The organism is Actinoplanes sp. NBRC 101535 (assembly GCF_030269225.1).
GTDB lineage: Bacteria > Actinomycetota > Actinomycetes > Mycobacteriales > Micromonosporaceae > Actinoplanes > Actinoplanes rectilineatus.
On the sequence record NZ_BSSY01000014.1, the window covers coordinates 112,604 to 128,011 of the forward strand.

General features: G+C 71.8%; 11 protein-coding genes. 10 read left to right on the plus strand and 1 reads right to left on the minus strand.

The genetic code is table 11. The features are described 5' to 3' along the window. Positions 1–145: 145 nt before the first annotated feature. The 8 genes from glgX (at position 146) to QSK32_RS32090 (ending at position 12,013) form a co-directional block, all read left to right on the plus strand. Positions 146–2,257 (plus strand): glycogen debranching protein GlgX, encoded by a 2,112-nt coding sequence (gene glgX / locus QSK32_RS32055; RefSeq protein WP_045742073.1) that lies wholly within the window; start codon positions 146–148, stop codon positions 2,255–2,257. Further along, positions 2,257–4,527, plus strand: a complete 2,271-nt coding sequence (treY, locus tag QSK32_RS32060) for a malto-oligosyltrehalose synthase (protein WP_285473972.1) — start codon at positions 2,257–2,259, stop codon at positions 4,525–4,527. Before glgX ends, treY begins: the two co-directional genes overlap by 1 nt. Then, a complete protein-coding gene (treZ, locus tag QSK32_RS32065) occupies positions 4,524–6,248 on the plus strand; it encodes a malto-oligosyltrehalose trehalohydrolase (protein WP_045742075.1) in 1,725 nt (574 codons plus the stop codon). The genes treY and treZ overlap by 4 nt, the downstream gene beginning before the upstream one ends. Positions 6,249–6,252: 4 nt before the next feature. Continuing rightward, entirely contained in the window at positions 6,253–6,477 is a 225-nt protein-coding gene (yidD, locus tag QSK32_RS32070; protein WP_045742076.1) for a membrane protein insertion efficiency factor YidD, read from the plus strand. Positions 6,478–6,523: 46 nt separating this feature from the next. After that, positions 6,524–7,711, plus strand: a complete 1,188-nt coding sequence (locus QSK32_RS32075) for a transporter substrate-binding domain-containing protein (protein WP_052720400.1) — start codon at positions 6,524–6,526, stop codon at positions 7,709–7,711. After that, on the plus strand, positions 7,708–8,736 hold the full coding sequence (locus QSK32_RS32080) for a hypothetical protein (protein WP_045742077.1): 1,029 nt from the start codon (positions 7,708–7,710) through the stop codon (positions 8,734–8,736). Before QSK32_RS32075 ends, QSK32_RS32080 begins: the two co-directional genes overlap by 4 nt. 81 nt (positions 8,737–8,817) lie before the next feature. Then, a complete protein-coding gene (locus tag QSK32_RS32085; RefSeq protein ID WP_045742078.1) occupies positions 8,818–9,540 on the plus strand; it encodes a PP2C family protein-serine/threonine phosphatase in 723 nt (240 codons plus the stop codon). Positions 9,541–9,595: 55 nt separating this feature from the next. Next, positions 9,596–12,013 carry a putative bifunctional diguanylate cyclase/phosphodiesterase gene (locus tag QSK32_RS32090; protein ID WP_045742126.1) on the plus strand — a complete coding sequence of 806 codons (2,418 nt, stop codon included), beginning with the start codon at positions 9,596–9,598 and terminating at the stop codon, positions 12,011–12,013. An 8-nt stretch (positions 12,014–12,021) separates the two neighbouring features. Here the strand turns inward: QSK32_RS32090 and hrpB are convergent, their stop codons facing one another. Then, positions 12,022–14,496, minus strand: coding sequence for an ATP-dependent helicase HrpB (gene hrpB / locus QSK32_RS32095; protein ID WP_285474023.1), 2,475 nt, complete (start codon positions 14,494–14,496; stop codon positions 12,022–12,024). Positions 14,497–14,584: 88 nt separating this feature from the next. Between hrpB and uraD the strand changes: the two genes are divergently transcribed. After that, positions 14,585–15,082 carry a 2-oxo-4-hydroxy-4-carboxy-5-ureidoimidazoline decarboxylase gene (gene uraD / locus QSK32_RS32100; protein WP_045742079.1) on the plus strand — a complete coding sequence of 166 codons (498 nt, stop codon included), beginning with the start codon at positions 14,585–14,587 and terminating at the stop codon, positions 15,080–15,082. After that, positions 15,072–15,404 (plus strand): hydroxyisourate hydrolase, encoded by a 333-nt coding sequence (gene uraH / locus QSK32_RS32105; protein WP_045742080.1) that lies wholly within the window; start codon positions 15,072–15,074, stop codon positions 15,402–15,404. Before uraD ends, uraH begins: the two co-directional genes overlap by 11 nt. Positions 15,405–15,408 lie beyond the last annotated feature (4 nt).

Genomic DNA, 15,408 nt, shown 5'->3' on the forward strand with positions numbered 1-15,408 from the left:
GCTAACCGGACAGTCGGGCCGACGTTATCAGTCAATTCCGAGAGAATGGCCGCAGACGCGGCACGCCGGGTTTGCCGATCCACCGGATGGGCAAAGCCTCACCCGCCGCGTGCGCACAGCGACGGCTGAGGGGTAGGAGCACGACATGCAGGTCTGGCCTGGTCACCGGTACCCGTTGGGGGCCACGTACGACGGGACGGGCACTAACTTCGCGATCTTCTCCGAGGTGGCCGAGGCGGTGGAGCTCTGTCTCTTCGACCCCTCCGGCAACGAACGCAAGGTCCAGCTGCACGAGCAGGACGCGTTCGTCTGGCACGCTTACCTTCCGGGAGTGGAGCCGGGCCAGCGGTACGGATATCGCGTCTACGGTCCCTACGAGCCGCACCGCGGGCTGCGCTGCAACCCGCACAAGCTGCTGCTCGACCCGTACGCCCGGGCGATCGACGCGGACATCGACTGGCATCCTTCGCTGTACGCGTACGACTTCGCCAACCCGGATCAGATGTCGGATCTGGACTCGGCGCCCTACATGGCCAAGGGCGTGGTGGTGAACCCGTACTTCGACTGGGGGAACGACCGCCGTCCGGACATCCCGTACCACCACTCGGTGATCTACGAGACGCACGTCAAGGGGCTGACCCAGCGGCACCCGGAGATCCCGAAGGACATGCGCGGGACGTACTCCGCGATCGGCCACCCGGCGACCATCGAGCACCTGAAGAGCCTGGGTGTGACCGCTGTCGAGCTGATGCCGGTGCACCAGTTCGTGCACGACAACCGGCTGCACGACCTGGGCCTGCGCAACTACTGGGGCTACAACACGCTGGGCTTCTTCGCGCCGTACCACGGGTATTCGGCGATGGGCTCGCTGGGACAGCAGACCCAGGAGTTCCGCGGGATGGTCAAGGCCCTGCACGCGGCCGGCATGGAGGTCATCCTCGACGTGGTCTACAACCACACGGCCGAGGGCAACCACCTGGGACCGACGCTGTCGCTCAAGGGCATCGACAACCGGACGTACTACCGGCTCGTCGACGACCAGCCGCAGTTCTACATGGACTACACCGGCACCGGCAACAGCCTCAACGTCCGCAGCCCGCAGAGCCTGCAGCTGATCATGGACTCGCTGCGGTACTGGGTGACCGAGATGCACGTCGACGGCTTCCGCTTCGACCTGGCGTCCACCCTGGCCCGCGAGTTCTACGACGTCGACCGGCTCTCCACGTTCTTCGAGGTGGTCCAGCAGGACCCGGTGGTCGGCCAGGTCAAGCTGATCGCCGAGCCGTGGGACGTCGGCCCCGGCGGTTACCAGGTGGGCAACTTCCCGCCGAACTGGACCGAGTGGAACGGAAAATACCGCGACACGGTCCGCGACTTCTGGCGCGGCGAGCCGGCCACCCTGGCGGAGTTCGCGTCCCGGATCACCGGGTCGGCCGACCTCTACCAGGACGACGGCCGCAAGCCGTTCCACTCGATCAACTTCGTGACGGCGCACGACGGGTTCACGCTCAACGACCTGGTGTCGTACAACGACAAGCACAACGACGCCAACGGCGAGGAGAACCGGGACGGCGAGAGCCACAACCGGTCCTGGAACTGCGGCATCGAGGGGCCGACCGAGGACGCCGGGGTGCTCGAACTGCGGGCCCGGCAGCGGCGCAACTTCCTGGCCACGCTGATGCTCAGCCAGGGCGTGCCGATGATCTCGCACGGCGACGAGCTGGGCCGCACCCAGCAGGGCAACAACAACGCGTACTGCCAGGACGACGAGATCAGTTGGATCGACTGGGAGAACGCCGACGAGCGCCTGCTCGACTTCGCCCGCAAGCTGACCGCCTTCCGCCACCGGCACCAGGTGTTCCAGCGCCGGCGGTTCTTCACCGGCCTGCCGGTGACCGCGCGCGGCGGCGGTGACCCGCTGCCGGACCTGGCCTGGTTCACCCCGGACGGGCGGCAGATGGCCGGCGAGGACTGGGGCAACGACTTCGGCCGGGCGGTCGCCCTCTTCGTCAACGGTGAGGGCATCAGGGAACGCGGTCAGTACGGCCAGCGGCACGTGGACAGCTCGTTCCTGCTCTTCTTCAACGCGCACGACGCGCCGCTCGAGTTCGCCACGCCTCCCGCGGAGTACGGGGAGAAGTGGGAGACAGTGATCGAAACCGCCGACCCGTCCCCGGATCGTCCGTCGGTCGTGGAGGCCGGCCACACGATCTGGGTGCCGGACCGCTCCCTCATCGTGCTGGACAGGACGGTTTGATGCACCACCCCAGCAGTACCTATCGAGTCCAGGTCCGTCCCGACTTCCCGCTGAAGGCCACCGCCGAGCTCGCCGAGTACCTGGCCGACCTCGGAGCGAGCCACCTCTACACCGCGCCCCTGCTCGTCGCGACGCCCGGCTCCGAGCACGGGTACGACGTGGTGGACCACTCCCAGGTCAATCCGGCGCTGGGCGGCGCCGAGGGGCTCACGAAGCTCAGTCAGGCCCTGAAGGCGGCTGATCTGGGCCTGGTGGTCGACATCGTGCCCAACCATGCCGGGGTGGCGGTTCCGGCCGCCAACCCCACGTGGTGGGACGTCCTTCGCCACGGCCGCAAATCCGAATTCTCCAATTTTTACGATATCGACTGGTCACGTGGCCGGATCCTCATCCCGGTCCTCGCCGACGACCCGGACGCGCTCGACCACCTGAGGATCGAGGACGGCGAGCTCCGCTACTACGACAAGCGGTTCCCGATCGCCGACGGCACCGGCGACGGCACCGCCCGCGAGGTCCACGACCGGCAGCACTACGAGCTGGTCAACTGGACCCGCGGCGACAGCGAGCTCAACTACCGGCGGTTCTTCGGCATCGTCGACCTGGCCGGCCTGCGGGTCGAGGACCCGGCCGTCTTCGACGCCACACACGCCGAGATCCTCCGCTGGTACCGCGAGGGCCTGATCCAGGGCATCCGCGTCGACCACCCGGACGGCCTGCGCGACCCCGGCGACTATCTGCGGCGGCTGCACGAGGCCGCCCCGGACGCCTGGCTGGTGGTCGAGAAGATCCTCGAACCGGGGGAGACGCTCCCCGACTGGCCGGTCGCCGGAACCACCGGATACGACGCGATGGCCGAGGTCTGCGGCGTCTTCGTGGACGGAAGCACCGAGGCGTTCTTCGACACCCTCGATCACCACCTGACCGGCGGCACGACGTCCTGGCAGGACCTGGTGCACCAGACCAAGTCGGCGATCGCGACGCGTACCCTCGCCGCGGAACTCGCCCGTCTCGCCCGCCTGGTGCCGGAGATCGAGGCGGCGCCGAAGGCGCTCGCCGAGCTGGCCGCCTGCTTCCCGGTCTACCGCTCCTACCTGCCGGAGGGCGGCCGGTACCTGGCGAAGGCCCGCTCCGAGGCCGGCCGGCGCAACCCGCAGCTGATCGGCGTGCTGGACCAGCTCACCGCCCGGCTGCGCAACCCGGGCGACGAACTCGCCGCCCGCTTCCAGCAGTTCACCGGCGCGGTGATGGCCAAGGGCGTGGAGGACACCGCGTTCTACCGCTGGACCCGGTTCGCCGCCCGCAACGAGGTCGGCAACGACCCGTGCGACTTCGGGCTGACCCCCGACCAGTTCCACGAGGCCGCGGAGAACCGCCTGCGGTCCTGGCCGCACTCGATGACCTCGCTCGCCACCCACGACACCAAGCGCGGCGAGGACGTCCGGGCCCGGCTGGCGGTGCTCGCCGAGGTGCCCGGCGACTGGACCGAGGTGGTGCGCCGGTGGGTCCGGGCCGCTCCGCTGCCCGATCCGGCGCTGGCCCATCTGATCTGGCAGGTCGCGGTCGGTGCCTGGCCGATCTCCCGGGAGAGGCTTCTCGCGTACGCGGTGAAGGCCGCCCGCGAGGCCGGAACCGGGACCACCTGGGTCCGTCCCGACGAGGGTTTCGAGTCGGCGCTGAAGGCGATGGTCGACAGGATCTACGACGACCCGGCCCTGCACCGGGAGATCGCCGACTTCGCCGGGTCGATCACGCCGCCCGGCCGGTCGAACTCGCTCGGCCAGAAGCTGATCCAGCTCACCATGCCCGGCATCCCGGACGTCTACCAGGGAACCGAGCTCTGGGACCACTCGCTCGTCGACCCGGACAACCGCCGGCCGGTGGACTTCACCGAGCGGCGGGAGCTGCTCGGCCGCATCGACGACGGCTGGCTGCCGCCGGTGGACGACACCGGCGCGGCCAAGCTGCTGGTCACCAGCCGGGTGCTGCGACTGCGCCGGCAACGCCCGGAGCTGTTCACCGGATACCGGCCGATCTTCGCCGAGGGCCGGGTCGGTGAGCACGTGCTCGCCTTCGACCGCGGCGGCGTGGTGGCGGTCGCCACCCGGCTGCCGGTCGGATTGTCACGGCACGGCGGCTGGCACGACACGGCACTGTCACTCGACGGCAACAGTTGGACGGAAGTGTTCACCGGTGTCGGTTACGGCGGCACCCGTCTTCCGGTGGCCGAGCTCCTGCACACCTATCCCGTCGCTCTCCTGGTGAAAGAATGACTGTCTTCGAAGTCTGGGCACCGGAGAAACCGGTCACGCTGCGGGTCGGCGACGTCGACCACGAGATGGAGCCGGCCGAGCACGGCTGGTGGCACGCCGACGTCCCGGCCGAGCCCGGCACCGACTACGGCTTCCTGCTCCCCGACCGCGACCAGCCGCTGCCCGACCCGCGGTCGATGTGGCAGCCGGACGGCGTGCACGGGCTCAGCCGGGTCTACGACCACGCCGCCTTCGACTGGACCGACCAGGGCTGGACCGGCCGGCAGCTGCCCGGCGCGATCCTCTACGAGCTGCACGTCGGCACGTTCACCCCGGAGGGGACCTTCGACGCCGCGATCGAGCGGCTGGACCACCTGGTCGACCTCGGCGTCGACATGGTCGAGCTGCTGCCGGTCAACGCCTTCAACGGCACGTACAACTGGGGCTACGACGGGGTCTGCTGGTATGCGCCGCAGGAGTCGTACGGCGGTCCGGACGCGCTGAAACGGTTCGTCGACGCGGCCCACGCCAAGGGCCTCGGCGTGCTGCTCGACGTGGTCTACAACCACTTCGGGCCCAGCGGGGCGTACGCGCCGATGTTCGCGCCGTACACCGGCGCCTCGAACAGCTGGGGCGCCTCGGTCAACCTCAACGGCCCCGGCTCCGACGAGGTCCGCCGGTACATCATCGACAACGTGCTGATGTGGCTGCGCGACTACCACTTCGACGGCCTGCGGCTGGACGCCGTGCACGCGCTGCACGACGAGGGCGCGGTGCACCTGCTCGAACAGATGGCCGTCGAGGTGGAGTCGCTCTCCACCCGGCTGCGCCGGCCGCTCTCGCTGGTCGCCGAGTCCGACCTCAACGACCCCAAGATGATCACCCCGCGGGAGGGCGGCGGCCTCGGCCTGCACGCCCAGTGGGACGACGACGTGCACCACGCCCTGCACACCCTGCTCACCGGGGAACGCCAGGGCTACTACGGCGACTTCGGGTCGCTGGACTGCCTGCGGACCGTCCTGGAAGGCGCCTTCTTCCACGCCGGCACCTGGTCCAGCTTCCGGGAGCGCCGGCACGGCCGTCCGGTGGACCGGCAACGCGTTCCCGGCCACCGGTTCGTGACGTTCCTGCAGAACCACGACCAGATCGGCAACCGGGCGATCGGTGACCGGCTCACCGCCACCCTGTCGCCGGGGCTGCTGCGGGTCGGCGCGACCCTGCTGCTCACCTCGCCGTTCACCCCGATGCTGTTCATGGGGGAGGAGTGGGCCGCCTCCAGCCCCTGGCAGTACTTCACCTCGCACCCCGAGCCGGACCTGGCCGACGCGGTCCGCAACGGCCGGCGGCGCGAGTTCGCCCGGCACGGCTGGGCCGAGGCGGAGGTGCCCGACCCGCAGGACCCGGCCACCTTCGAGCGGTCCAAGCTCGACTGGTCCGAGCGGGAGAAACCGGGCCACAGCGAGATCCTGGATCTCTACAAACGGCTGATCCGGCTGCGGCGCGAGACGCCCGGACTCGCCGACCCGTGGCTGCACCAGGTCGAGGTGTGGCACGGCGACCAGCACCTGGTGGTCCGCCGCGGGCCGTGCGTGGTGGCGGCGAACCTGGCCGCGACCACCCAGACGGTGAGCCTGCGATCGGTGCCGCGGGCGGTCCTGCTGGCCACGTCCCCGGGCGTGATCGTCGAACGGGACCGTCTGGTGCTTCCGGCGGAGAGTGCGGCCGTCGTCTCCGTACGCTGACCATGTGACCCCACACCGCACCCAGCGGGCCGTGACCGCGGCGATCCGCGGCTACCGGCGGATCTCGCCGCGGCTGCCCACCCGCTGCCGTTACACGCCCACCTGCAGCGCCTACGCCCTGGCCGCGATCGAGCGGCACGGGCTGCGCCGCGGGCTCCGGCTGGCCCTCGGGCGCTGGGTGCGGTGCGGGCCACGTGTCCCTCCGGGTACGCCGGACGCCGTTCCGTGACATCGGTGGGACACCATGGCCTCTCCGGGGGAGGGAGCATGGCGCCATGGACGACACCAACGAGGAGTCCGTACCACCACCGCGGGGTGTGCGCTGGCCGCGACAGTGGACCGGTGACCGGGACTGGATCCGGCAGGTCACCAACGAGGTGAACCGGCTGCGCGGCCGGCCGGTGGTCCCGGACGAACCGGCCACCGTCGAGGAGATCGTCTCGCAGACCATCGCCGAGCAGGAAGTGATCGAGGAGATCGTCTCCGAGATCGAGCATCGGCGGATCAGCAACAGCGGCCAGCAGTTCCGGGTCTGGCGCCTCGCCGGACTGGGGTTGCTGCTGGTGCTGGTGCTGCTGGTCACCCTGGTCCGGCTGCTGGCCGGCGGGCCTCCCACGGTCGACGAGCTGCGCGCCGAGTCCGGTGTGGACACCTGGAAGCAGCTCGCCGTCGGTGTCAAGGACGACCAGTACGGCACCGCGTTCTACGACGAATCCACCGGGATCTGGTCCGGGTTCGACATCGACATCGCGTACATGATCGCGGAGGATCTCGGTTTCCGCCGGCAGGACGTGCGCTTCTACGGCATGGAGAGCGAAGACCGCGCCCGCATGCAGGCCACCGACGCGGTGACCGGCGAGCGGGTCCCGGTGCAGATGGTGATCGCGAGCTACAGCATCACCGGCGAGCGCGAGGCGATGGCCGGTGTCACGTTCTCCCAGTCCTACCTGTACACCGAGCAGTCCGCGCTGACCCTGAACCCGCACGAGCGGCTCTCCTCGTTCGAGGACATGGCCGGCCGTGAGGTCTGCACGCTCTCCACCGCGACCAGCCTGACCGCCCTGGAGAACGCCGGGGCGATCGTGACCCGCAAGAACCGGATCAGCGAGTGCGTCACCGAGCTGAACGCGCGGCGGGTCGACGCGGTGAGCACCGACGCGGCGATCCTGGCCGGTTACAAGTTCAAGTTCCCCGAGAAGTACGCCCACTGGGATCTGGGCCTGGACCCGACCGAGCGCTGGGGCGTCAACGTCGGGGAGAACCCGGCGCTGAAGACCCTCGTCGACCTCACCCTGTACCGGTCCTGGGCCGATCCGCGGGACAACCGCTGGGAGGAGGCCTTCGAGAGGAACCTCCAGGTGGAGACCGGGGTGCCCGATCAGGCGCCGATCGCGGTCCGGACGCAGCCCCGCGCCGAGCGGCCGGACGTGAGCCGCCTGCCCTGGGAGGACCCCCTAGGATGAACGAGTTCCCGGTGTTCAAGGAGCGGTCGATCGCGTCGCGGCCGAGTTTCCGGGCCGAGCTGAACTGGCTGCTCGCCGTGCTCCCGGGCTTCCCGCTGTTGATGTTGATTCTGCGGCTGTGGTACCTCAGTCGTCAGGATCTGCCGACCATGCTGCTGCTCGTGCAGTACATCAACCCGCTGGGCATGCTCGGTGCGCTGTTCATCACGCTGAGCTGGATCATCCCGGCGGCGATCCTGGTGATCCGGGTGCTCGGCGGTCTGCTGCTGGTGAGCGCGCCGGGCCGGGCCGCCTCGTCGTTCCTGGCCGTGGCGGCGCTGCGGATGCCCGGTTGGGTGGTCGGGATGGCCGCGGTGATCGCCGCGTTCTCCTGGCAGCTGCAACTGCTCCCGCTGCTGATGATGCTGATCGTGGCGATCCTGGGGCTGACCGCGGTGCAGGGTGTCGAGGCGGGGCCCTGGCTGATGCGATGGATCACACTGGGCGTGCCGGTGCTCACCGGAATCCTGGTCTGGATCTTCGTGTGGCCCGGTCTGGTCGCCGCCGTCCGGGCCGGCAACTGGGTGACCGTGCTGTTGCTGGCCGGGCCGCCGCTGTTCGGTCCGGTGCTGACCGGTCCGCTTCCGGAGAACTGGGCCCGGATCGCCACCCAGTGGCCGGCGATCGCGGCCGCGTTCGCGATGCCGTTCGTGGTCGGTGTCGTCTTTCTGCGGACGCCCGTTCTCGCGGACAGTGCGGTCGAGACGATCGCGGCGACCGGGGAGGTGAATGTCGTCCGGGGGCAGTTGCTCACCGTCGACGACACCTCGACGACGATGCTGACGGCCGACGGCGAAGTGATCTTCATCCCGAACGGGGAGGTCCGATCCAAGACGCTCTGCCCTGATTCCGCCCGATCTCCCGAGAGTGGAATCGCGGTCCGCGGCTGGGCCGTCGAGACCTCCGCACTCCAGTGGATCGCACCGACACGCAAGGTGACGGAAGTCGATCCGAGGTGCCTCGGACGACCGCTGGATCCCAGCTGAGTGTATTTTGAACGACGACATGTGCGACATGCCGCCCACCACGTGCAGACAGCTTGGCATCGACCTGGCAGGCTGCACGCCATGACCTTGCACCTCCGGTGGGCGGCCGTCACCGACCAAGGACACGTCCGGAGCAACAACGAGGACTGTCACTACGCTGGTGACAACCTCCTCGTCGTCTGCGACGGCATGGGTGGGATGGCCGCCGGCGACCTCGCCAGCCGTCTCGCCGTCGAAGCCATGGTCTCGCTCGACGCCGTGATCGACACCGACCAGCAGATGGACTCCCTGCACCGCGCACTGGAAGTAGCGAACCAACGGATCGCCGAGCAGGTTCTCGCCGACCCGTCGCTCCAGGGGATGGGCACCACGCTGACCGCGGTTCTCTTCAACGGCGAGCGGGCCGCGATGGCTCACGTCGGCGATTCCCGTGCCTACCTCCTGCGTGAGGACCGGCTCAACCAGCTGACCAAGGACGACACGTACGTCCAGATGCTGGTCGACCAGGGCCTCATCAAACCCGAGGAGGCGGCCGGGCATCCACGCCGGGCCGTCGTCACCCGGGTGTTGCAGGGGGAGCCCGTCAGCCCGGCGTACGTGATCGTCGAACCCCAGCCCGGTGACCGGTGGCTGCTCTGCAGCGACGGTCTGACCGGCGTGGTCAGCGACGCGGTGATCGAACAGGAACTGCAGACCGTGCCGGACCCGAAGTCCTGCGCGGAGCGCCTGATCGACCTCGCGCTGCGCGGTGGCGGGCCCGACAACGTCACCGTGATCGTCGCCGACGTGACCACCCGGGACTGACCCGGTATTTTGTCTCGGCTGCCGCACTCCCGAGCGCGGCCCGGACTTGGTGGTGATGACGACGGCGCGACTGATCGGCACGCTGGCGCTCGCCCTGGGAGTGGTCGCTCTCGGCGAAATGGTCCCCGGACCGCCACGGCTGTACCCGGACACGACCCAACTGATCGCCGGCCTGGCCGCCGCGGGCATCTGCCTGACGGCCGGCCGCCGCCGCGCCGGCATCCCACGGCGCTGGCGGCTGCTCGCCGCTGGCGGCCTGCTGGTGTGGTCGCTGACCCGCCTCTGGTGGGTGCTGCGTGACCTGACCGGCGCCGCCCCGGCCGCCCCCGAGGCGGTCGGCGACGTGGGTTTCCTCGTGCTGCCCGTGTGCATGCTGCTCGGACTGCTCGGCGCCACTCGGACCCGGCCCCGGCCGATGCCCACCTCCGCCCGGCGCGACCAGATCGCGCTGGTGCTCGACAGTGTGCTGATCGCGGCGTCACTGCTGGCGCTGATCTGGTCGGTGGCCCCGGCCGGCCTTCCCGCCGACCTGGCCCGGACCGCGATGCTGGCGTACCCGGTCGCCGACCTGGTGCTGCTCACCATGGTCGTGCTGCTGCTCACCACCCGGCCGGACACCCCCGCCGGGCGGCGCCCGCTGCGACTGGCCGGGATGGCGCTGCTCGCCTTCACCTGCGGCGACACCATCCGGCTGCTCGGGTCCGGGCCGTCCTGGCTGGAGAACGCCGGGCACCTGCTCGGCCCGGTCTTCCTCGCCCTGGCGGCGCTCAGCCCGGCCCGGGTCGGTCTGCCCCGCCCACCGGCCCCGCTGATCGCCCAGGACTGGTTCCACCTGCTCCTGCCGTACGGGCCGGTGGTGGTGGCCGGGGTGGTACTGGTGGCGCGGACCCTCACCGGGCACCCGCTGACGGCGTTCCAGGCGTACCTGGGATGGCTGGGCCTGGCCCTGGTGGTCACCCGGCAGATGCTGACGATCGTGGACAACATGGCGCTGCTCGGCCGGGTCGCGGAGACCCAGCGGCGGCTGCACCATCAGGCGTACCACGATCCGCTCACCGGCCTGGCCAACCGGGCGCTCTTCCGGGAACGCCTCGTGCTCGCCCTGGACGCGCACGAGCAGCACGGCGCCCCGGTCGCGGTGCTCTTCGCCGACCTGGACGACTTCAAGCTGATCAACGACACGTTCGGGCACGCCATGGGTGACCGGGTGCTGCACGCGGTCGGCGAGCGGATGCGGGCCTGTGTCCGGTCCCAGGACCTGGTGGCCCGGCTGGGCGGCGACGAGTTCGCGGTGATGCTCGACCACGGCGCCGAACCGCCGCCGGCGCCGAGCCGTCCACCCGGGCGTCTGCGGTCGGTGATCCGGCAGCGGGGGTACGTGCTGTCGGCCGCCGGGATCCGGATGTCCGGGATCTCGGCACCGGCCCGGGAACGGCGGCGTACCGAACCGGAACCCGCCGGTCTCTCCTGGGTGGCCGAGTCGGAGGCGATCGGACAGCGGATCCTGACGGCGCTGCGGGAGCCGTACATCATCGACGGCCGGGCGGTCGGGGTCGGCGCCAGCATCGGCCTGGTCGCCGCCGAACCGGGCGACAGCCTCTCCGCCGACATCCTGCTGCGCCGGGCCGACGCCGCGATGTACGCGGTGAAACGCCGCGGCAAGGGCGCCCTGATCCGCTACACCGGCCCCCGTGACGCCGGCCCCAACGCGGACCTGCCGCAGCTGCTGGCCGGGGCCCTGACCGGCGGCAGCCCGGCGGCCTCCGGGTTCGAGGTGCACTATCAGCCGATCGTACGGTTGCGGGACCACACCACGGTCGCGGTGGAGGCCCTGGCCCGCTGGACCGACCCGGTCGCCGGCAAGGTGCACCCGGACGTCTTCGTGACGATGGCCGAGCGCACCGGCCTGGTCGCCGCGATCGACGACTTCGTGCTGAACCAGGCCTGCGCCGACGCCGCCGTCCTCGCCGACCGGTTCGGCCGCCCGATCGCGGTGCACGTCAACGTGTCAGCCGGCCGTCTCGGGCAGCAGGGCCTGGAGGAGGCGGTGGCGGCCGCGCTGTCCCGCCACGACCTGCCCGCCTCCCGGCTCGTCGTGGAGATCACCGAGACGCTGCGCATCTCGGACCTGCCCGCCGCGGCCGCCGTCGTCGGCCGTCTGCGTGATCAGGGGGTACGCGTCGCGCTCGACGACTTCGGCAGCGGCTTCAACGCGCTCGCCCAGCTGCACGCGATCCCGGTCGACATCGTCAAGCTCGACTCCACCCTGACCGACGTGAGCGACCAGCCGGACGACCGGGCGGGCGCGCTCTGCCGCTCGGTCCTGGCGATCTGCGCCGAACTCGGCATCGACGTGGTCGCCGAGGGCATCGAGACGGACGAGCGGTCGGCGGCGCTGGCCGGTCTGGGGTGCCCGCTGGGCCAGGGCTACCTGTTCGGCCCGCCGGTGGCCGTGGACCGGCTGGGACTCTGAGCCGGGCCTCACCGGGCGCGTGGGTTGAGACGGCGGGTGGGGGCGGCCGTGGTCGGGTCCTCGGGCCACGGGTGCCGCGGATAACGGCCGCGCATCTCGGCGCGTACCTGGGGGTAGCCCTGCTGCCAGAACGACGCCAGGTCCGCGGTGACCGCCACCGGGCGCCCCGCCGGGGAGAGCAGGTGCAGCAGGACCGGGACGCGGCCGTCGGCGAGCCGCGGCGCGGTCTTCCAGCCGAAGGCCTCCTGCACCTTGACCGCCAGCACCGGCGCCGCCGGGTCGGAGTAGTCCAGGCGGACCCGGGAGCCGCTCGGGACGGGCAGGCGTTCCGGGGCCACCTCGTCCAGCCGGCCCGCCACCGACCAGGGCAGCAGACGCCGTAGTGCCGAGGCGACGTCCACCTTGGCCAGGTCGGCGCGGCGGCGGGCCCGTTCCAGCGGCAGCCACTCCTCGGCGGTGGCGAGCAGCGCCTCGTCGGACACGTCCGGCCACGGGTCGCCCAGGGCGGTGTGGGCGAAGGACAGACGGGCGCGGAGCTCCTCGGCGGTCCGGGTCCAGGTGAGCAGCGACAGGCCGGACTCGCGGAGACCGGTGAGCAGGGCCGCACCGACCCGGTGCGGATCCGGGTCGGTGAGCCGGGTGGTGGACAGCGTGATCGCGCCGAGGCGGCGGACCCGGCGGGCCACCACGTCGCCGTCGAGCCAGGCGATCTCGGTGGTGTCGTCGAGCAGGGCGGCGGCCACCTCGCGGGCGGTCTGCTCGTCCAGCGGCGCGGCGGCGCGGATCCGTGCGGTCCGGGCGCCGGCGGTGCGGTCGGCACTGGCCACGGCGATCCAGGGCAGGCCGGTGAGTGGGCTGCCGTCGGGCAGGTCCGCGGCGGTTCCGCCGGCCATCAGGTAGGACCGGCCGCCCGCCTGACGGGCCCGGGCCACCCGTTCCGGGAACGCGAGCCCGACCACGAGGCCGGCGGCCAGGTCGTCCGGGATCCGCGGGCCGGTGCCGGCGGGGCGCGGCTGCTCCGACCGGCGGACGGCGGAGCGCAGGCGGCGTACCTCCGCGGTGAAGGAACTCTCGCCGGAGGCGCGCCGCCAGGCGGCGACCACGTCGCCGCCCGCGGACCGGTCCTCGTCGAGCACCGCGACGATCTCCGCGGCCCGGCGTTCGCCGACCGCGGCCGCGCCGTCGAGCAGCGCCCGGGCCAGACGCGGATGCAGGCCCACCCCGGCCAGGGCGCGGCCGCGGGCGGTCACCCGGCCGTCGGTGCCGATCGCGCCCAGATCGTGCAGGACGGCCGTGGCGGCCCGCAGCGCACCGGCCGGCGGGGGGTCGGGCAGTGCCAGGCCGGCGCCGTCCGGATGCCCCCACAACGCCAGGTCCAGGGCGAACCCGGTGAGGTCGGCGGCGGCGATCTCCGGGTCCGGCCGGGCCGGGAGACGGTCGTGTGCCGCGGCGGTCCAGCAGCGGTAGACCCGTCCGGGCGCCTCCCGGCCGGCGCGGCCGGCCCGCTGTTCGGCGCCGGCCCGGGAGACCGGGACCGTCACCAGCGTGCCCAGGCCCCGCGAGTGATCGGTCCGGGGCACCCGGCTCAGTCCGGCGTCGACCACCGCGCGGACCCCGGGCACCGTCAGGCTGCTCTCGGCGACCGCGGTGGCCAGCACCACCCGGCGGCGCGGACCGGCCCGCAGCGCGGCGTCCTGGTCGGCGCCGGACTGCCGGCCGTGCAGGACGACCACGTCGGCGTCCACCCCGCGCAGACGTCCCGCGACCGTCTCGATCTCGCGGGCGCCGGGCAGGAAGACCAGGACGTCACCGTCGCCTTCGGACAGTGCCCGGCGGGTGGTGGCCGCGACGTGGTCGAGCAGTCTCGGGTCGACGCGCAGGCCGAGCGGCGGGGCGACCGGGCCGGGCGGCGGGGACCAGGACACCTCGACCGGGAAGGTCCGGGCGTGCGCGGTCAGCACCGGTGCGCCGTCCAGCACCGCGGCGAGCCGGTCCGAGTCGGCGGTCGCCGAGGTGGCCAGCAGGCGCAGGTCGGGGCGCAGCGCGGACCGGGCCTCGACCAGGAACGCCAGCGCGAGGTCCGAGTCGAGGTGCCGTTCGTGACACTCGTCGAGGATCACCGTGGCGGCGCCGGCCAGTTCCGGGTCGTGCTGCAGGCGGCGGACCAGCAGGCCGGTGGTGACCACCTCGACCACGGTGTCCCGGGAGACCTGCCGGTCGCCGCGGACCGCGTAGCCGACCCGCTCGCCGACCTTCTCGCCGAGCAGCGCGGCCATCCGGCGGGCGGCGGCCCGGGCCGCGACCCGGCGCGGCTCGGCGACGATCACCCGGCGTCCCGGACCGGCCAGGGCCAGCGGCACCAGTGTGGTCTTGCCGGTTCCGGGCGGGGCCACCAGCACCGCGGCGCCCGCCTCGTCGAGGACGGCGACCACCTGCGGCAGCACGGGGCGGACCGGGAGATCGGGCAGGGCGTCGGCGGGGATCAGCACCCGACCAGTCTCACGCATCGCTTGTTAATTCTTCGCTCAGGCGCTGACGGGGGCGGATCCGCCTGATTGACTGATCAACACCATGGAGACCTTCAACGCGTTGCCCGCCGAGCGGCTGAGGGCCGACCTGCTGGCCTGCTGTGCGGCGCCGGCCTGGGGCGAGGCGATCCTCGCCGGGCGGCCGTATGCCGACCGGGCCGCGCTGCTCGCCGCGGCGGACGCCGCCGGACGGGCGCTGACCTGGCCGGACGTGCTGCAGGGGCTGTCCGCGCACCCGCGGATCGGCGAGCGTGCCGCCGGCGATTCCGCGGAGGCCGCCTGGTCGCGGGCGGAACAGTCGGCCGCCGCGTCCAGCGCCGACGACGACACCAGGGCCGCCCTGGTCGCGGCCAACCGGGACTACGAGGACCGGTTCGGCCACGTGTTCCTGATCTTCGCGAGCGGCCGTGGCCAGGCGGAGATCCTGGCCGCCGCCCGGGAACGGCTGGGCAACGACCCGGCCGTCGAACGCGAGATCGTGACCGGCGAACTCCGCAGGATCGCCCTGTTGCGGCTGGAACGGGTGCTCGATGACCTCTGAGATCTCGACGCACATCCTGGACACGGTCAGCGGCGATCCGGCCCGCGACGTCCACGTACGCCTGGAACGCCGCGACACCGGGGGCTGGCGCACGATCGGCGAGGGACGGACCGACGACGACGGCCGGATCCGATACCCGGTCCCGGTGCACGAGTGGCAGGCCGGGGGATACCGGCTGGTCTTCTACGTCGAGCCGTACCTCGGCGGCGACTGCTTCTTTCCGGAGATCACGGTCGCCTTCCACATGTCCGATCCGGACCGGTCTTACCACGTACCGCTGCTGCTCAGCCGGTACGGCTACACCACCTATCGAGGGAGCTGACCGT